This window comes from Borborobacter xinjiangensis, from assembly GCF_047739745.1.
In the GTDB taxonomy this organism is placed as follows: Bacteria; Pseudomonadota; Alphaproteobacteria; order Rhizobiales; family Rhizobiaceae; genus Pseudaminobacter.
In genome coordinates this window covers 113,562-131,548 of sequence record NZ_JBLLVA010000013.1, presented here as the reverse complement: position 1 = coordinate 131,548, position 17,987 = coordinate 113,562, and the positions used below count along the sequence as shown (strand labels likewise).

16 protein-coding genes and 1 pseudogene are annotated in these 17,987 nt (G+C 63.3%); 1 reads left to right on the top strand and 16 read right to left on the bottom strand.

The window, feature by feature from the left end; all coding sequences use genetic code 11:
* Nucleotides 1-120: 120 nt before the first annotated feature.
* The 14 genes and pseudogenes from ACLKMW_RS15500 to cysG form a co-directional block, all read right to left on the bottom strand.
* A pseudogene (locus tag ACLKMW_RS15500) lies at nt 121-909 on the bottom strand (IS630 family transposase); the annotation flags it as partial.
* Between the two features lie 85 nt (nt 910-994).
* Nucleotides 995-2,275 carry a polyhydroxyalkanoate depolymerase gene (locus tag ACLKMW_RS15495; protein ID WP_415725370.1) on the bottom strand — a complete coding sequence of 427 codons (1,281 nt, stop codon included), beginning with the start codon at nt 2,273-2,275 and terminating at the stop codon, nt 995-997.
* 206 nt (nt 2,276-2,481) lie between these two features.
* The gene (locus ACLKMW_RS15490) at nt 2,482-2,772 is read right to left on the bottom strand and encodes a DUF1330 domain-containing protein (RefSeq protein ID WP_415725369.1); all 291 of its coding nucleotides are present in this window, start codon (nt 2,770-2,772) and stop codon (nt 2,482-2,484) included.
* A gap of 12 nt (nt 2,773-2,784) precedes the next feature.
* On the bottom strand, nt 2,785-3,480 hold the full coding sequence (gene pyrF / locus ACLKMW_RS15485) for an orotidine-5'-phosphate decarboxylase (RefSeq protein ID WP_415725368.1): 696 nt from the start codon (nt 3,478-3,480) through the stop codon (nt 2,785-2,787).
* Nucleotides 3,477-4,067, bottom strand: a complete 591-nt coding sequence (locus tag ACLKMW_RS15480) for an NADPH-dependent FMN reductase (RefSeq protein ID WP_415725367.1) — start codon at nt 4,065-4,067, stop codon at nt 3,477-3,479. Before ACLKMW_RS15480 ends, pyrF begins: the two co-directional genes overlap by 4 nt.
* A 67-nt stretch (nt 4,068-4,134) precedes the next feature.
* Nucleotides 4,135-4,743 (bottom strand): phospholipid N-methyltransferase PmtA, encoded by a 609-nt coding sequence (pmtA, locus tag ACLKMW_RS15475; protein WP_415725366.1) that lies wholly within the window; start codon nt 4,741-4,743, stop codon nt 4,135-4,137.
* Between the two features lie 110 nt (nt 4,744-4,853).
* Nucleotides 4,854-5,981: a molecular chaperone DnaJ gene (dnaJ, locus tag ACLKMW_RS15470; protein ID WP_415725364.1), complete on the bottom strand. Its 1,128-nt coding sequence runs from the start codon at nt 5,979-5,981 to the stop codon at nt 4,854-4,856.
* Nucleotides 5,982-6,169: 188 nt separating this feature from the next.
* A complete protein-coding gene (dnaK, locus tag ACLKMW_RS15465; RefSeq protein WP_415725363.1) occupies nt 6,170-8,086 on the bottom strand; it encodes a molecular chaperone DnaK in 1,917 nt (638 codons plus the stop codon).
* A gap of 234 nt (nt 8,087-8,320) precedes the next feature.
* On the bottom strand, nt 8,321-9,310 hold the full coding sequence (locus ACLKMW_RS15460; RefSeq protein WP_415725362.1) for a Gfo/Idh/MocA family protein: 990 nt from the start codon (nt 9,308-9,310) through the stop codon (nt 8,321-8,323).
* Nucleotides 9,311-9,375: 65 nt separating this feature from the next.
* Nucleotides 9,376-9,906 (bottom strand): DUF934 domain-containing protein, encoded by a 531-nt coding sequence (locus tag ACLKMW_RS15455; RefSeq protein ID WP_415725361.1) that lies wholly within the window; start codon nt 9,904-9,906, stop codon nt 9,376-9,378.
* A 9-nt stretch (nt 9,907-9,915) separates the two neighbouring features.
* Nucleotides 9,916-10,668 carry a phosphoadenylyl-sulfate reductase gene (locus ACLKMW_RS15450; RefSeq protein WP_415725360.1) on the bottom strand — a complete coding sequence of 251 codons (753 nt, stop codon included), beginning with the start codon at nt 10,666-10,668 and terminating at the stop codon, nt 9,916-9,918.
* Nucleotides 10,643-12,313, bottom strand: coding sequence for a nitrite/sulfite reductase (locus ACLKMW_RS15445; protein ID WP_415725359.1), 1,671 nt, complete (start codon nt 12,311-12,313; stop codon nt 10,643-10,645). Before ACLKMW_RS15445 ends, ACLKMW_RS15450 begins: the two co-directional genes overlap by 26 nt.
* 37 nt (nt 12,314-12,350) lie before the next feature.
* Nucleotides 12,351-12,659 (bottom strand): DUF2849 domain-containing protein, encoded by a 309-nt coding sequence (locus ACLKMW_RS15440; RefSeq protein WP_415725358.1) that lies wholly within the window; start codon nt 12,657-12,659, stop codon nt 12,351-12,353.
* Nucleotides 12,656-14,104, bottom strand: a complete 1,449-nt coding sequence (gene cysG, locus ACLKMW_RS15435) for a siroheme synthase CysG (protein WP_415725357.1) — start codon at nt 14,102-14,104, stop codon at nt 12,656-12,658. The genes ACLKMW_RS15440 and cysG overlap by 4 nt, the downstream gene beginning before the upstream one ends.
* Before the next feature lie 273 nt (nt 14,105-14,377).
* Between cysG and ACLKMW_RS15430 the strand changes: the two genes are divergently transcribed.
* Nucleotides 14,378-14,827, top strand: a complete 450-nt coding sequence (locus tag ACLKMW_RS15430; RefSeq protein WP_415725356.1) for a host attachment family protein — start codon at nt 14,378-14,380, stop codon at nt 14,825-14,827.
* A gap of 45 nt (nt 14,828-14,872) precedes the next feature.
* On the opposite strand, the gene ACLKMW_RS15425 is transcribed toward ACLKMW_RS15430, so the two are convergent.
* Nucleotides 14,873-15,622, bottom strand: a complete 750-nt coding sequence (locus ACLKMW_RS15425; protein WP_415725355.1) for an SDR family NAD(P)-dependent oxidoreductase — start codon at nt 15,620-15,622, stop codon at nt 14,873-14,875.
* Between the two features lie 72 nt (nt 15,623-15,694).
* A complete protein-coding gene (locus ACLKMW_RS15420; protein ID WP_415725354.1) occupies nt 15,695-17,926 on the bottom strand; it encodes a transglycosylase domain-containing protein in 2,232 nt (743 codons plus the stop codon).
* Between the last annotated feature and the right edge of the window lie 61 nt (nt 17,927-17,987).

Sequence of the window (17,987 nt, the reverse complement as noted above, 5' to 3'; positions counted from 1 at the left end):
CGGATATTCATCAGGGCGCGCAACGACCTCGTTGCACATTCAGACGCCGTATACATGGCCGCAGCCGACCGGTTCACCAAACCCGATCCGACACCTTGACCCGCAGGAGCCATCCATACACGGATTGAAGTCGGGACTGTAGGGCGGCAGGTAAAGCAGGCTCGCGCCTGCCGCCGCGATTGCGGCGCGAACGCCGGCGGCCCTGTGGGCGGGTAAGTTGTCCATCACGACGATGTCGCCCTCCGACAGGGTCGGGGCCAGCACCTGTTCGACATATGCCAGGAAGACATTGCCCGTTCATGGCGCCGTCGTAGACGAACGGGGCGGTCATGCCCGTCAGCCGCAGCGCGCCGGTAAAGGTGGTGGTCTTCCAATGGCCATGCGGCACGCCCGCCCGGCAGCGCTCGCCGCGTGGCGCACGTCCCCGAAGTCGGGCCATCTTGGTCGACAGTCCGGTCTCGTCGATGAAGACCAGCTTCGCGGGATCGAGATCGAGTTGGCCGTCGAACCAGGCTTGCCTCCGCTTCAGGATGTCGGGGCGGTCCTGCTCCAGTGCATGTGCGGACTTTTTTTGAAAGTCCAACCGCGACCGCGAAGCCAGGCGCTCAAGGCGCTGCGGCTGATCCGCACCGACTGCTCGGCGACCAGCCGTTCCACCATCTCGTTCAGCGTGATGTCCTTGCGCTCTTCGATCAGCCCGACGATGAAGGCGTCATGCGCATCAAGGCTGGAAGCGCGGCGACGACCCTGCGGACGCGGCGCCAACTCGCCGATCTTCGCCCGCGCAATCCAGCGGATCGCGCTCGATACTCCCACTCCGAACCGTGCCGCAGCTTGCCGCGCCGACAAACCTTCGTCCGAAGCCTTCAAGACCCGTGACCGAAGATCCATGCTCAATGCTCTTCCCATCATCCAACTCCGTGAAAGTGGAGGTTGAATCAGAACAACATCACGCCGTCACATCACAATCGATTCATCGATCACAGGACGTGCTCTAGTCGGTGCCGGTGGAGCGCACGAGTTGCAGTTTCCGCGGCCGCCGATCCTCCTTGCGCCTTTGCGCGATGAAGCCGAGGATGCGCGGCACGATCTCGGCGCGGAAGCGTGAGCCGTTGAACACTCCGTAATGGCCGACGGCAGGCTGCACGTAATGAGCGCGCCGCGCGGCGGGGATGTTCACGCAGAGATCGTGAGCGGCCTGCGTCTGGCCAAGGCCGGAAATGTCGTCGTTTTCGCCTTCGATCGTCAGCAGCGCCACATTGGTGATGGCGGCCGGATCTACCGGCACGCCGCGATGCGTCATCTCGCCCCTTGGCAACGAGTGGCGGATGAACACCGTTTCGACGGTTTGGAGGTAGAACTCGGCCGTCAGGTCCATCACCGCCAGATATTCGTCGTAGAATTCGCGGTGCTTGTCGGCGCCGTCGCCATCATTCTTCACCAGATGCATGAAGAACTCCCGGTGGGCGATGATGTGCCGGTCGAGGTTCATGCTCATGAAGCCGGACAATTGCAGGAAGCCCGGATAGACGCTGCGGGTGAAGCCGGGCGCCGGCCAGGGGGCGGGCATGATCACATTCTCACGAAACCAGTCGATCCCCTTTTCCTCGGCAAGAAGATTGACCGCGGTGGGGTTGCGGCGTGTGTCGATAGGTCCGCCCATCAGGGTCATGCTTGCCGGCGCAAACCGGTCGCCACGCGCTTCCATGATGGCTGCGGCCGCAAGCACGGGCACAGACGGCTGGCAGACGGCCATGACGTGGGTGTCGGGACCGAGGGCGTGGAGCATGTCGATGATGTAGTCGATATAGTCGTCGAGATCGAACCTGCCTTCCGAGACCGGCACCATGCGGGCGTCGGCCCAGTCGGTTATGTAGACGTCGGCATGGGGCAGCATCGCCTCGACCGTGCCGCGCAGCAGCGTCGCATAATGCCCTGACATCGGCGCGACGATCAAAAGCTTCGGGTCGGAATGGCGTGAGGCGGGAACGGCGCGTTCGAAATGCAGCAGGTTGCAGAAGGGGCGCGACCAGACCGTCTTTTCCGTCACCGGAACCGGCTGTCCGTCGATCAGCGTTTCAGGCAGCTCGAACTGCGGCTTGCCATAGCGGCGGGTCGTCCGCTCAAACAGCTCGGCTGTCGCCGCCACCGAGCGGCCCCAGCGCGTATAAGACAGCGGATTGAGCGGGTTCGAATACAGCATCTTCACCGCGTCGGCATAGGCGCGCGCCGGCTGAAGGGCCGCATGGTTCAGTTCATAGAGTTGATAGTACATCGGCGTTTCCGGAACCGCGGCCGGCAGCGGCAGGTAACAAACCGGTCATTCATCGTGCGCAGGCTAACAATGTTCTGTTGCGTTGCAATACGCGACAATAGTCGAATATAGCTAAAACAACATGTTTTTCACCGAATGGTTGCGCATTCGGCGAATAGCCTTCAGCCGGTGTCCTGTCTCACATGTGGCCGCCCGGTGCCGAGCGCTTACTCGGCGCCTTCCATCAGCGTGATCTCGCCATCCGCCACGGTAATGCGAATGGCTTTGGCTGCCTGATAATCGGGAGACTCATAGCAATCCTTGGCCGCCTGGAATGACGGGAACTCGATGATGACGTTGCGTGCCCGTCCCTTGCCCTCGACGGCTTCGCACGCGCCGCCACGCGCCAGAAACTTCGCGCCATATTTCTCGAAAGCCGGACGGGCGGTCGAAACATAGTCCTTGTAGCGCTCGGGATCGCGTATATCGACATGCGCTATCCAGTAGCCCTTAGCCATCGTGTCCTCCTGTCAGCCTGCAGCCATTTCGTCGAGAATTGCGCGCGCCGCAGCCTTCCTGTCAACCGCTCCGACGATCGGGCGGGCGACGACCAGATGGCTCGACCCATCGCGCATCGCCTGCGCCGGCGTCACCACGCGTTTCTGGTCGCCATGATCGGCACCGGCGGGGCGGATGCCCGGCGTCACCACCGCCAGATCGGGTCCGACGATTTTGCGCACGGCGCTCGCCTCGGCGGCCGAGCAGACGATGCCGCCCATGCCGGCCTGGCGGGCCTGTTCGGCGCGGCGCAGCACCAGGCTGCGCGGATCGCATTCATAGCCGGCCTCTTTCAGGTCCTGCGCGTCCATCGAAGTCAGCACCGTTACGCCCAGCAGGCAGAGATCGCTTCCTCTCGCCGCCTCGACTGCTGCCCGCATCGCCTTAGGATAGGCATGAAGGGTCAGCATGGACACGCCCATGCGGACGATGTTTTCCACGCCTTTTGCCACCGTATTGTCGATGTCGAGCAGTTTCATGTCGAGGAAGACCTTGGTACCACCGCTCGCCAGTTCGCGGGCGAAATCGAGCCCGCCGGCAAAGGCAAGCTGGTAGCCGATCTTGTAGAAGGATACGGTGCCCTCCAGATCGCGGACCATCGCCTGGGCTTCCTTCAGCGTCGGCACATCAAGGCCGACGATCAGACGATCGCGAATGGCGGGCATCATGGGTCGACCCTCGTGGAAAGCATGCGAGCGCGCTCGATCAGCGTCCTCGCCACATTCTCCATTGCACGGCGCAACCGCTCTTCGCGAAAGTCGCCGTTCTCGTCGAAGGCATCGCTGGCGCGCGCGACGGAACACTGTGGCGTGATCACCTCGACCTGGCAATTCATCAGCACCGAGCGCAGATGATAAAGCCCCCGAATGCCGGCGAAATTGCCGTCGGAAGACGAGCAGAGCGCAGCGACCTTGCCGGAATAGGGCTTGAAAGGACGATCATTGTCCTTGCGCACGCGGCTTACCCAGTCGATCGCGTTCTTGAGCAATGGCGGAATCGACGAATTATATTCCGGGCTGGCAATCAGGAAGCCGTCATGCGCGGCGATCTGGCGGGCGAGCTTCAAGGCATTTTCAGGAACACCGCGTTCCTTTTCGAGATCCTCGTCCATGATCGGCAATGGATAGTCGGCCAGCGATATGCGGGTGACCTCGGCGCCTTGCAGAGCAAGTTCCTTGGTCGCCGCATCGGCCGTCCTGATGCTGAATGCGCCGGTGCGGATCGAGCCGGCAAAAACGAGAATCCTGGCTGTCATTGGCATGCCTCCTGCCCGCCGGGTATAGGCGAACGGGCCGCCGATGCAAATGTCAGGACGGGAATGATCAACTATTGGCGACGCGGCGGTAGAGCCAGAGCTGGGCTGGCGGGATGTTGCGAATGACGAAGTCGAAATGCTCGACCGTGTATTCGCCGCCGCGCGCCGGAACCGGCGACAGCGGCCCGTAGGTGATCTGTATGACCGGCCGGCCAGGCGGCAACCGATCCAGCAGGTCGTTGATATAGGCAACGCGCCGGATCATCGGGAAGTTTAGAAGCGGCACCGCCGAGATCGCGCAGTCGAAGGTCAGTCCGGCTTTGTCGCCAAGCGTCGTGCCAAGATCGAAGGCGTCGCCTTCGATGACATTGACGCCCGGCTGGGTCCGCCGGACATGATCGGCAAACTCGGCGGAATATTCGACGGCGTAGACGTTCTGCGGCTTGACCCCTCGCTGCAGGATCGCGCGGGTGACCACACCGGTGCCGGGCCCAAGTTCCAGCACTGGAAGTTGCGATTTGACGTCGATGATGGAGGCCATGCGGCGCGCAGTGATCGAACTGGTCGGAATGATGGAGCCTACCGCCTTGGGCTTGTCCATCCAGCCCTTGAAGAAGCGCAGTTCGTCATCGAACTTCGTCGCCAGCGACTTTCGCAAACCGGAACCACGTGCCATCGACAGTTACTCTCCTGCGCTCTCGCCCCGCCGGAATACATACGCCCTGTCGCCGGTGACGCAAGGTAAAACATGGCGTCAACATGAAAAACCGGCAGGCCGCGCCGGTCCTACTCGCTGAAGGATTCGAAGAAGTCCTTCATCCGGGCAAAGAAACCACTGGATTGCGGGCTGTTGTCCTTGGACGAAAGCTGCTCGAATTCCTCAAGCAGTTCACGCTGGCGCTTGGTCAGGTTCTGCGGCGTCTCGACGGCGGTCTGGATATAGAGGTCGCCGACATTTGGCTGGCGCAATACCGGCATGCCCTTGCCCTTGAGGCGGAACTGCCGGCCGTTCTGCGTGCCTTCGGGCACTTTCACCCGGGTCTGCGTGCCGTCGAGCGTCGCTACCTCGAAGGAACCGCCAAGTGCCGCAGTGGTCATCGAGATCGGCACTTTGCAGTAGAGGTCGGCGCCGTCGCGCTGGAAGAATTCGTGCGGCTTGACAGACAAGAAGATATAGAGATCGCCGGGCGGTCCGCCCCGCAGGCCGGCCTCGCCTTCATTGGCGAGCCTGATACGGGTACCGTCCTCTATTCCTGCCGGGATGTTGACCGACAACGACCGTTCCTCGACCACGCGGCCCTGGCCGGCGCATTTCTGGCATGGATCCTTGATGGTCTGGCCGCGACCCTGGCATTGCGGACAGGTGCGTTCGATGGAGAAGAAGCCCTGGGAGGCGCGAACCCGGCCGGAGCCCGAGCACATCGAGCAGGCGGTGGGCTGGGTACCCGGCTTGGCTCCGGAGCCCGAGCATTCGGTGCAGGAGATCGAGGCCGGAACATGGATTTGCGCGGTCTTGCCGGAAAAGGCCTCTTCGAGTGTGATTTCCATATTGTAGCGCAGATCGGCGCCGCGCTCGCGCCCGCCCGAGGAACGGCGCTGCCGGCCGCCCATCATCTCGCCGAAAATGTCCTCGAAAATATCGGAGAACCCGCCGGCGCCGAATCCCTGTCCGCCGCCGTTCATGCCGCCGTTTTCAAACGCGGCATGGCCGAAGCGGTCATAGGCCGCGCGCTTTTGCGGGTCCTTCAGCGTCTCGTAGGCTTCGCCGATTTCCTTGAAGCGATGTTCGCAGGCGGCATCCCCGGGGTTGCGGTCGGGGTGAAACTGCATGGCAAGCTTGCGGAAGGCAGCTTTGAGCTCCTTCTCGCTGGCGCCTTTGTGGACGCCTAGCGTTTCGTAGAAATCAGCCTTCATCTTGTCCCGCTGTCCGGATTCCAATGTCTTGGCGCATCTCGTCCGTCATTTACGGTAGCTGGCATCGGATTTAGTAAGCCGCGCCTGCCGATACCAGAGTTGCGGTGCTTCGCACCCAACTTTTTTCGATGCAATTGCAAAAAGACCCGGCAATCCGCGCCGGGTCTTTCTGGTTCGTATCACGCCTGTCAGGCGGACTTCTTCTTGTCGTCGTCTTCGTCGATCTCTTCGAAGTCGGCGTCGACCACATCCGAATCATGGACGGCATCGGCTGCCGCATCCTTTTCGGCGGCTTCCTTCTGGGAAGCCTCGTACATGGCCTGGCCAAGCTTCATCGAGACTTCGGCGAGCGTCTGGCTTCTGGCGTTGATCGCCTCGACATCGTCGCCTTCGGCGGCCGTCTTCAGCGCGGCGATCGCCTCGGAGATCGCGGTGCGATCGGCTTCCGAGACCTTGTCGCCATATTCGCTGAGCGACTTCTCCGACGAATGAGCCAGAGCCTCGGCCTGGTTGCGGGCCTCGACCAGCGCTCGGCGCTGCTTGTCGGCCTCGGCATTGGCCTCGGCATCCTTCACCATCTTCTCGATGTCGGCGTCCGAGAGGCCGCCCGATGCCTGGATGCGGATCTGGTGCTCCTTGCCGGTGCCCTTGTCCTTGGCCGAGACGTTGACGATGCCGTTCGCGTCGATGTCGAAGGTGACCTCGATCTGCGGCACGCCGCGCGGTGCCGGCGGAATGCCGACGAGATCGAACTGGCCGAGCATCTTGTTGTCGGCCGCCATTTCACGCTCGCCCTGGAAGACGCGGATCGTCACGGCGGACTGACTGTCCTCGGCCGTCGAGAAGACCTGGCTCTTCTTGGTCGGGATAGTGGTGTTGCGTTCGATCAGGCGCGTGAACACGCCGCCCAGCGTCTCGATGCCGAGCGACAGCGGCGTCACGTCGAGAAGCAGCACGTCCTTGACGTCGCCCTGCAACACGCCGGCCTGAATGGCGGCCCCCATGGCCACGACTTCATCGGGGTTGACGCCCTTATGCGGGTCCTTGCCGAAGAACTGCTTCACGATCTCCTGGATCTTGGGCATGCGGGTCATGCCGCCGACCAGGACCACCTCGTCGATCTCGCCCGCCTTCAGGCCGGCATCCTTCAGCGCCGCCTTGCAGGGGTCGATGGTGCGCTGCACGAGGTCCTCCACGAGGCTCTCGAACTTGGCGCGCGTCAGCTTCATCGTCAGATGCTTGGGACCGGACGCGTCGGCGGTGATGAAGGGCAGGTTGATCTCGGTCTGCGCGGCCGAGGAAAGCTCGATCTTGGCCTTTTCGGCGGCTTCCTTGAGACGCTGAAGCGCGAGCTTGTCGTTCTTCAGGTCGATGCCCTGTTCCTTCTTGAATTCGCTGGCCAGATATTCGACCAGCCGCATGTCGAAGTCCTCGCCGCCGAGGAAGGTGTCGCCATTGGTCGACTTGACCTCGAAGACGCCGTCGCCGATCTCGAGCACCGAAATGTCGAACGTGCCGCCGCCAAGGTCATAGACGGCGATGGTCTTGCCTTCGCGCTTGTCGAGGCCATAGGCGAGCGCAGCAGCCGTCGGCTCGTTGATGATGCGCAGCACTTCAAGGCCGGCAATCTTGCCGGCGTCCTTGGTGGCCTGGCGCTGGGCGTCGTTGAAGTAGGCGGGAACGGTGATGACGGCCTTCTCGACCTTTTCGCCGAGATAGGCTTCGGCCGTTTCCTTCATCTTCTGCAGGATCATGGCCGAGATCTGACTGGGCGACTGCTTCTTGCCGCCGGCTTCCACCCACGCGTCGCCATTGTCGCCCTTGACGATGTGATAGGGGACGAGCTTCTTGTCCTTCTCCGTCACCGGGTCGTCATAGCGGCGGCCGATCAGGCGCTTCACCGCAAAAATCGTGTTCTCGGGGTTCGTCACCGCCTGGCGCTTGGCCGGCTGGCCGACGAGCCGTTCGTCGCTATCGGTAAATGCGACAATGGAAGGGGTCGTGCGCGCGCCTTCCGCATTCTCGATGACCTTCGCGTCCTTGCCATCCATGACGGCGACGCAGGAATTGGTCGTCCCCAAATCTATACCGATTACTTTAGCCATCTTTCTACTCTCCGCTAAGCAGGCCGCCAGGACCCCTGAGGCGTTCCGGTGGCAGCCCCTGTTCACAACAAATTTGACGCAGCGCTGCCGAGATTCCAGCAGTTCCGGCGATCATGGGGCGTATATAAGAACAGGCTTCACAGGGCGCAAGCGGTCTGGCTACGATGCGCCCGGCCGGAAAACGGCGCGCGAGACGCCCTTGCCGCCTTCCCACACGCCAAAATGGTACGCTTTCTACCCGACCGGCTCCCAGCCCATATGCTCGCCGGCACGAAAGATCGCGTCAATCACCTTCTGGTTCAGCACGGAATTTTCGAGCGTGAATACGGTGTCCCCGCCGCCGTTCGCCGCGCGTGCGAACGCCTCGAGCTGAAGGCGGTACTGCTGCGCTCCGGGGAAGCGGAATATCTGCGCCGCGGTATGCTTCTGGTTGTGCAGCTCGATGCGATGATGGTCGTAGAGGCCGGCATTGAATGGCGAAGCGACTTCGATGAAGCCTTCCTCGCCGTGGAACACCATCGACTGTCGCGCCGCCATCTGCGTCGACAGGTAAAAGGACAGTTCGAAGTCACCGAAATCGACTCGCACCGACGAATAGTTGTCCGTGCCGAATGTGCCGTCGCGTTCGATCGTCGCCTGGACACGGGCGGGTTCCCCGCCGGTGGCAAAACGCGCCGTGACAATCGGATAGACGCCGATATCGGGCAGGGCGCCGCCGCCGAGCGCGATATTGTTGCGCATGTTTGAGGGGTCGACATTGTAATATGAGAAGGCCCCCTGGATATGGCGCAGCCTTCCGATGGCGCCGCCGGCGATCAGCTCGCGCACCTTGATCCATTGCGGGTGATAGATCACCATGAACGCTTCGCAGATGAGCACCTTGCGACGGTCGCGTATTTCAATGAGCGGCAGGATGTCATCGGCGTCGAGCGCCAGCGGCTTTTCGACCAGCACATGCTTGCCCGCTTCCGCTGCCTTTGCCGCCCATTCGACATGCTGTGATGTCGGCAGCGGAATATAGACGCCGTCGACTGCATCGCAGGCGAGAAGTTCCTCGTAGGAGCCGAGGGCATGCGGCGCGCCGAAACGATCGGCAAGGGCCCGCGCCCTGCCGGCATCTCGGCTGGCGATCGCCGACACGACGCCGTTATCGGTATCGGCGATCGCCGGCAAGACATGCTCGCGCGCAATTTTTGCCGTGGAGAGAACACCCCATCGAAACATGTCGGCCTCCTTGCAAGGTAAGGCTGACCGTAGTGACCCCGGTCCGAAAAGAAAAGTTGCGGCGATCAGGCCGTGGGCCGGCGCCGCCACGAATATTTTTCGCCCTCGGCGGCGTTTTTGGCCGCCGGCTGATAGTGCAGCGGCAACCCGCCGATGCGGCCCTCTTCGAGACGGGCGATCAGGGTGGGATGCGACACTTCGAATTCGTCGAAGCCAACCCTGAGCATATGCGGAAGCTGGTCGACCAGCACCTGGCCGGTGGCGCGCAGCCGTCCTTCGAAATTGTAGCGGCTGCGCAGCAATTCGGCCTTGGAAAAGCTGCGCCCATCGTTGAAGGCCGGAAATGCCAGCGCCACCAGCGACAGGGAATCGAGGAGATCGGCGATCTTCTCGACCGCGTCACCCGGCATCAGCAGCACGCCCAGGCGTTCCCGCGCCAGCTCGCGTTCGGTCGGGTCAAGCTCCAGAAAGGCCTGAAGCGGCAGGATGAAGCGACCGTTGCCGGCCAGCGCTTCGGCGCTTTCGGCATGGGCCCATTCGTCCTCGCGAAAGCCTTGCGGGGTCCACAGGCGCGTTTGCGCTGGCGTCTCAGACATGCCTTGTTCCTAAACCGGCTGGTTGTTCAGCGACTGGCCAAGCCCGTCGAGATGGATGCCGCATTCGGTCTTGGCTTGCCCGACCCAGCGGCCGCTGCGGGCATCTTCGCCCGGCTTGACGATCTGCGTGCAGGGAAAGCAGCCGATCGACAGATATCCATAGGCGACGAGCGGATTTTCGCGGAGCTTGTTGGCGCGCATATAGTCCGCCAGATCGGCTGTGGTCCAGCGCGCCAGCGGATTGATGCGGATACGCGGGCCGACCGCTTCGAACACCGCCAATGCCTGGCGCGTAGCCGCCTGGAACCGCTTGCGGCCGGTGAACCAGGCGCGGAACGGCGCCACGCCTCGTGCCATCGGTTCGACCTTGCGGATGGCACAGCAGCCATCGACATCGGTGAGGTGCAGCTTGCCATCCGGATCGAGACGGTCGAGTTCGTCTTGCTTCGGAGTGACGATGCGCACGTTCGTCAGCCCGAGATCGGCAACCAATGCATCGCGGTAATCCAGTGTCTCGCCGAAATGCTTGCCCGTATCGAGGAAGACGATCGGCAAGCTGCGGTCTACCTCCGCGATCATATGCAGGAGCACCGCCGAATCGGCCCCGAAGGACGACACGGCGGCGATATGGCCGGCGAAATGTTCGGCGACGGCATGCCAGATGATCTCGCCCGGCGGCAGTTCGCCATAGCGCCACTCGAGGGCCGCGGCCTCGGCCTCCGTGCCGTCTTCCGGCTCAGGCGGCCTTGACTTCGCGGCCATAGAGCGCCTCCTTGAACGGCGCGGCGCCCACACGGCGATAGGCGTCGATGAACTTTTCCGAGCGATCGAGGCGGATGCCGAGATAGGTTTCGACCACGGTTTCGATGGCGTCGACGATCTCGTCCGGACCGAAGCCACGCCCGACGATTTCACCGATCGAGGTGTTTTCGTCCGCCGAGCCGCCAAGCGTCACCTGATAGAGTTCCGCGCCCTTTTTCTCAACGCCCAGAATGCCGATATGGCCGACATGATGATGGCCGCAGGCATTGATGCAGCCGGAAATCTTCAGCTTGAGTTCGCCGATGTCGCGCTGGCGCTCGAGCGAAGCGAAGCGGTTCGAAATCTGCTGGGCGACCGGTATGGAGCGCGCATTGGCGAGCGCGCAATAGTCCAGTCCAGGGCAGGCGATGATGTCGCTGATCAAGCCGGCATTCGCGGTTGCCAGCTCGACCTCGACCAGCGCGTCATAGACCGCCTTGAGATCGGCGCGCGCCACATGAGGCAGGACGAGATTCTGCTCGTGCGACACGCGCAGCTCGTCATGGGAATATTTCTCGGCAATGTCGGCAACGGCTTCCATCTGCGAATCCGTGGCGTCGCCAGGCGTTTCACCGATGCCCTTGAGGGAAATGGTCACCGCCGCATAGTCGGGATGCTTGTGGGTGATCACGTTCTGGTCGAGCCATTCGCCGAAACTGCGGCTGTCGAGGCGCGCGAGCCGGACCGCCTCGTCGCCTTCGGGGCGGGCGGCCAGTGCCGGCGGCGCGAAATAAGCCTGGATGGCGCGCACGTCGGCCTCCGGCAGCTTGAGTTGGCTGTCCTTCAGCGCCTCCCATTCCGCCTCGACCTGGCGTGTCAGTTCCTCGACGCCGGTTTCATGCACCAAAATCTTGATGCGCGCCTTGAACTTGTTGTCGCGACGGCCGTGGAGATTGTAAACGCGCAGGATCGCCGTGGCATAGGACAGCAGATCGGCTTCCGGCAGGAAGTCGCGGATTTTCTTGCCCACCATGGGCGTGCGGCCCTGACCGCCGCCGACATAGACGGCAAAGCCCAGCTCGCCCGCCTGGTTCCTCTTCAGATGCAGGCCGATGTCATGCGTCTTTATCGCGGCACGGTCGCGTTCGGCACCCGTCACGGCGATCTTGAACTTGCGCGGAAGATAGGAGAATTCCGGATGCACCGACGACCATTGCCGCAGGATCTCGGCATAGGGGCGCGGATCGGCAACCTCGTCGGCGGCCGCGGCGGCGAAATGGTCGGCGGTCACATTGCGGATGCAGTTGCCCGAGGTCTGGATCGCATGCATCTCGACGCTGGCCAGATCGGCGAGGATCGCCGGAACGTCGGAAAGTGCCGGCCAATTGTACTGGATATTCTGGCGCGTGGTGAAATGTCCGTAGCCCTTGTCGTATTTGCGGGCGATATGGGCAAGCATGCGCAACTGGCGCGAATTCAGCGTTCCGTAAGGGATGGCGACGCGCAGCATATAGGCGTGGAGCTGGAGATAGACGCCGTTCATCAGCCTGAGCGGCCGGAACTGGTCTTCGGTGATCTCACCGGCCAGCCGTCGCTCCACCTGGTCGCTGAACTCGGCGACGCGGGCGTGGACGAAATCATGATCGAACTCATCGTAACGGTACATAGTCCTGGTCTCTCTCAAGGCAGGGTAGGGCGGTTTCTCATGCCGCGCGGGAAAAATCCGGGCGGGCCTGCTTGCCATGCTCGTTGCGGTTTGTCGGGCCGGCGGCGCGAATCTGTTCACGCAGCCGGATGGGGCGGATCCTGTCGCCGGCCAGTTCGACGTCGATCAGATTGACGTCGACCACCAGGTTGGCGGAAAGGGCGGCGTTGCCGATCGTTTCGAGCCGTTCGACGGCGGCTCTGTCGCGGGCGATCTCGGCACCGTCGAGCCGCTCCACCCATTCATGGGTGGCGCTGTACCACACGGCTTCACCATCTGTCAGGCGATTGGCGGTGAGCACTTTCATTGCAGCGCTTCCTCTGTTGCGGGGGCGACGCGTGTACGGGTGCGCGCGGCAAGCGGTTGCGAGGTTTCGAAACGGGCACCGGCGACGGCGTCGCCGATAATGGTCATGACCGGTCCAGTGAGCTCGGTGCGGTTTTCCAGCGAGGGCAGATCGGCCAACGTGCCGTGGAATTTCCGGCGGCTGGACAGGCTGGCATTCTCGACCACCGCGACGGCGGTGTCGGGCGACAGCCCGGCCTCGATCAGCCGGCCGGCGACATCGGCGGCGACCGAGCGGCCCATATAGACGGCGACAGTGGCGCCCGATATGGCGAGTTTCGCCCAATCCGGCAGAGACCCGCCCTTGAGGTCATGGCCGGTGGTGAACACCATGGAAGAGGTCACGCCGCGCAGCGTCAGCGGCAATTCGAAGTCGGCGGCGGCGGCGAAGGCGGCAGTCACGCCGGGCACCACCTCGTAGGAAATACCCGCATCGCGCAGCGCCTGCATTTCTTCGCCCGCCCGGCCGAACACCAGCGGATCGCCGGACTTCAGCCGCACCACGCGCTTGCCCTCACGGCCGAGCCCGATCAGAAGCTCATTGATCTCGGCCTGCGACTTGGAGTGGCAGCCCTTGCGCTTGCCAACCGGCAGGCGCTCGGCATCGCGACGGCCCATGGCGACCACTTCTTCCGGCACCAGCGCGTCATAAACGATCGCGTCGGCGTTCATCAGCAGGCGCTGGGCGCGCAGCGTCAGCAAGTCTTCGGCGCCCGGTCCCGCCCCGACCAGCGCGACATGACCGTTCGCCGCGCTCCGGCGCAACAGAAGTTCCGCCGCCGCTTCGCGCGCTTCGGAAATATGGCCGATCTCCATCTCGCGCGCCGGCGCGCCTTCGAAGAATTCATGCCAGAAATGTCGGCGCGCGCTGCCTTTCGGCAAAAGCCGCTCGACGGCATCGCGAAACGATGCTGCAAGCGTCGCCAAATGGCCGAGCGATGGCGCCAGCATGCTGTCGATCCTGGCGCGGATCATCTGGGAAAGAACCGGCCCGGCGCCTTCCGAGCCGATCGCCACGCAGACCGGCGCCCGGTTGACGATTGCCGGGGTGAAGAAGTCGCAAAGTTCGGGCCTGTCGACCGCATTGACGGGAATACCGAGCCGGCGGGCGTCCTCGCTGATGCGGCGATCGAGTTCCTCGTCGCCACTGGCGGCAAAAACCAGGACGGCGCCTTCAAGTTGGGCGGCGTCATAGGCGGCGACAATGTGCGCTGCACCGTTGGCGGCGATCCACGCGGCTGTTTCCGGCTCCGGATGTTCGGAAACGATCACCAGCCGGCCCCTCGATTGTCCGAGAAGCCGCGCTTTGGCGAGCGCTTCAGCGCCGCCGCCGACAATGACCACGGCTTCGCCCTCGACCCGCATGAAGACGGGAAAGGCGTTGAGCTTGGCGGCTGGCTGCGACATGGCGGACATGTTCCTTGAACTGCCCGCAATTTGTAACTTGTTGCGCAGAGGCGCAGAAGAAACCCACTCGCGCGCCCAAAACTGCGACGCAATCGCTTTTCCCCGACATTCGCCTCCGGCAGAAAAATAATCCTGGCCAATTGCCGCTCCGGCTTTGCAGCACGTCGGAACAAGCACCGCACGCCTGCGTTGGCAACGCGTCAGCTCGAAGATCCGGAATGGATTTTCAAGGCATGATTCATAGGTTCAACGACGGCGCCAAGGGAGTGCAGCATGTCGAACGTCAAATTGAAGCACGGAACATGGGTGTTGGTTGCCGACGGCGAGAAGGCGTTGTTCCTGAAAAACCGGGGCGATGCGCTTCACACCGATCTGGACGTGGTTCGCGAGGTCCGCGAGGAAAACCCGCCGACACGGGACCAGGGCACGGACCGCCCCGGGCGGTTCAATGACGGCCCCAGCGCCCATCGCAGCGCCGTCGGTGAAACAGACTGGCACCGGGTGGCCAAGGAGCGCTTCGCCGACGAAATCGCCGAGCGCCTGTACAAAATGGCGCATCGCGGCGATTTCGAGGAAATCGTTCTGGTCGCGCCGCCGATCGTGCTTGGGGAACTGCGCAAGAAGCTCCACAAGGAGGTCAGTGATCGCATCGTCGCAGAGGTGACGAAAACGCTGACCAACCACGCGATCGTCGACATCGAAGGCATTCTCAAGGGCGAATGAGGGCTAATCGCGCAATTCACCCTCCGGATCGGATGTCCGCGGCTCTCAGACGTGCTGGCCGCCATTTATGTGGATTTCCGAGCCGGTCACATAGGACGCCTGGTTGGAGCACAGGAAGAAGATGATGTCGGCCACTTCCGAGGTTGCCCCCAGCCGCCGCAGCGGTAGTGTTTCCGCCATTTTCTCGGTTCCGGGCGACAGGATCGCGGTCTCGATCTCTCCCGGCGCGATCGCGTTGACGCGGATGCCATGCGGCCCGAAGTCATGCGCCATCTCGCGGGTCAGCGAGCCGAGCGCCGCCTTCGACGTCGCATAGGAGGTGCCGGCGAACGGGTGGACGCGGGTCCCGGCAATCGAGGTGACGTTGACGATCGAGCCTTGCCCCGCCGCCAACTCCTTGAACAGGCCGCGCGCCAGCATGATCGGCGCGAAGAAATTCACCTGGAAGACATCGCGCCAGACATGCATTGGCGTGTCGATTGAATTCATCCGCGCGCCGGTCGGCAGCTTGGGCGAGATGCCTGCATTGTTGACCAGCGCATGAAGCTGGCCGCCATTGGCTTCGAGGCGATGGCGAATTTCGGCGACCGCGACGCCGACGTCCTCCTGATCGGCCAGATCGACCTTGATATGGTCTTCGGGACCGGCCGGCCATGGGCAATTTTCCGCGAAGGCCTGGCGCGAACAGGTGATGACGCGCCACCCCTCGGTCGAAAACCGCTTGACGGTTGCATGGCCGATTCCCCGGCTGGCGCCGGTCAGGACGATGGTCTTCCGCGTGTCTTTGGCAGCCATGATTCGATCTCCACTGCCGTATGTAGCGGATGGGCGGTGCGCTGGCGAGGGGCGCGTAGCCGCAGCGGCGCGTCAGTTGCCCATGATCACGTCGAGGATGGAGGTGGCTCGCGTCATGGTTGGGCCGCCGACATCGGCCGGCGGCACCGGCCGTCCGATGGATGCCGTCGGCTGCTCCTGGGGTGCGGGCAGAAAACCGCCGGATTGCTCGACAGGCACATCCGAGCGCGCTTCGTCGATGGCAGGCGGCGGCAGTTCGCCGTCGGCCATCGGCACGGCCTCCGGCTCGAATGGTTCGGCCGCAGGGGTGGATTTCCAGGTGCCGGGCAGCGGCGCGACCGGAACGCCCTCATGCGCCGCGACCATGAACTCATGCCAGGCCTGGGCCGGCAACACGCCGCCAGTAACGTTCTTCATCGGCTTGCCATTATCATTGCCGAACCAGACGCCGGTGGTCAGATTGGCCGTATAGCCGACGAACCAGGCGTCACGCGAATTCTGACTGGTGCCGGTCTTGCCGGCGGCAGGCCAGGCAAACGCCGCCTTGCGCGCCGTGCCGGTTTCGACTGTGCCGGTCATCATCGCGTTCATCATGCCTACGACTTCGGGACGGATGACGCGCGGCGCGGCATTGCCGGCATTCTCATAGAGCACTTCGCCGGCGGTCGTCGTCACCCGCTGGACGAAGTGGATTTCGGGCCGGTAGCCACCATTGGCGAACGGCACATAGGCTGCCGCCAGTTCGAGCGGCGTGACTTCCGACGTGCCGAGCGCGATCGACGTATTGGCCTGCAGCGGCGAATCGATGCCCATGCGATGCGCCACCTCGATGACGGCATCCGGCCCTACCTCCATGGTGAGCTGGGCCGCGACCGAGTTCAGCGATTTCGCCAGAGCCGTGGCCAGCGTGACGCGGCCATAATATTTGCCGTTGTAGTTTTCCGGCGTCCATTTGCCGATCCGCACCGGCGCATCGTTGCGCACGCTGTCGGGGGTCCGCCCTTGTTCGAGGGCTGCCAGATAGACGAACGGCTTGAACGCCGAACCGGGCTGGCGCCGCGCTTCCGAAGCCCGGTCGAACTGGCTGTTGGCGTAGTCGTAACCGCCGACCATGGCGCGCACCGCGCCGGAATTGTCGATCGACACCAGCGCGCCCTGGCTGACGTTCAGCTTTTTTCCGTTGGCGTCGACCAGGCGCCGGATGGAAGCTTCGGCAAGCTCCTGCAGGGTCAGATCGATGGTGGCGTCGACGATGATATCGCCGCGCACGTCGCCGATCAGGGCCGGCAGTTCCTCCATGATGCGGTCGGCCGCGTAATGTTCGGAGCCGGTCCAATAGGCTGCGGCACGCGTTGCCGGTGCGCTCATCGCCGTTTTCAGTTCGTCGTCGCCGATCATCTTTTCCTGACGCATGGCAGCCAGCACCAGTTGCGCTCGTGCTTCGGCGGCCTTGGGATCGCGCGCCGGCGACAGCCGCGACGGCGCCTTGAGGAGACCGGCGAGAAGGGCCGCTTCCGACAGCGTCACGTCACGCGAGGACTTGCCGAAATAGCGCCGCGCCGCGGCGTCCACTCCATAGGAACCGGAACCGAAATAAACCCGGTTGAGGTACATTTCGAGGATCTGGTCCTTGGTGTGCTTCTGTTCCAGCCACAGCGCCAGCAGCACTTCCTGCACCTTGCGTTCGATGGTGCGCTCCGGCTTGAGGAACAGGTTCTTGGCGAGCTGCTGCGTCAGCGTCGAGCCGCCTTGCGAAAAACGGCCGCTGGTCAGGTTCTCGAGCATGGCGCGTGCCAGGCCGATCGGGTCGATGCCGAAATGCGAATAGAAGCGCCGGTCCTCGATGGCCATCACCGCCTGCGGGATGTAGGGCGACATTTCGTGCAGCCCCACCGCCTCGCCGCCCGTCATGCCGCGATTGGCCAGGAGCTGGCCGTCCGCCGAAACGATCTTGACGTTGGGCGGACGGTCGGGAATGGCCCAGGTCGTGGCCGAAGGCATCTGCGCACCGTAGTAGACGACGATGCCGGCGGCCGCGATGCCGGCCCAGATCGCCAGCACGAAAGCCCAGTAGAAAAGCCGCCCCAGTCCGCGAAACAGGCCGCGGCGCGGCTTCTTTCGTGCGCGCCGGCGTGCGGGTTCAAGCTTCTCGGGCATCTCGCGGTTGCGTTTTGCCCGTGACGGCTGCTTGCGTGCCGTCGGCACCACGCGATCGTCCCCGCTGACGGACCAGCCATCCGAACCGCGGGGTTCCGCCGGTCCGTCGAACGTCGGTTCGATGCGCGTCGTGCTTTTCCTGGCCATGCGGTCCGCTGTCGGTTTCGTCCTTCGAGAGGCTCGATTGGACAGTAAATACGGCGATTTA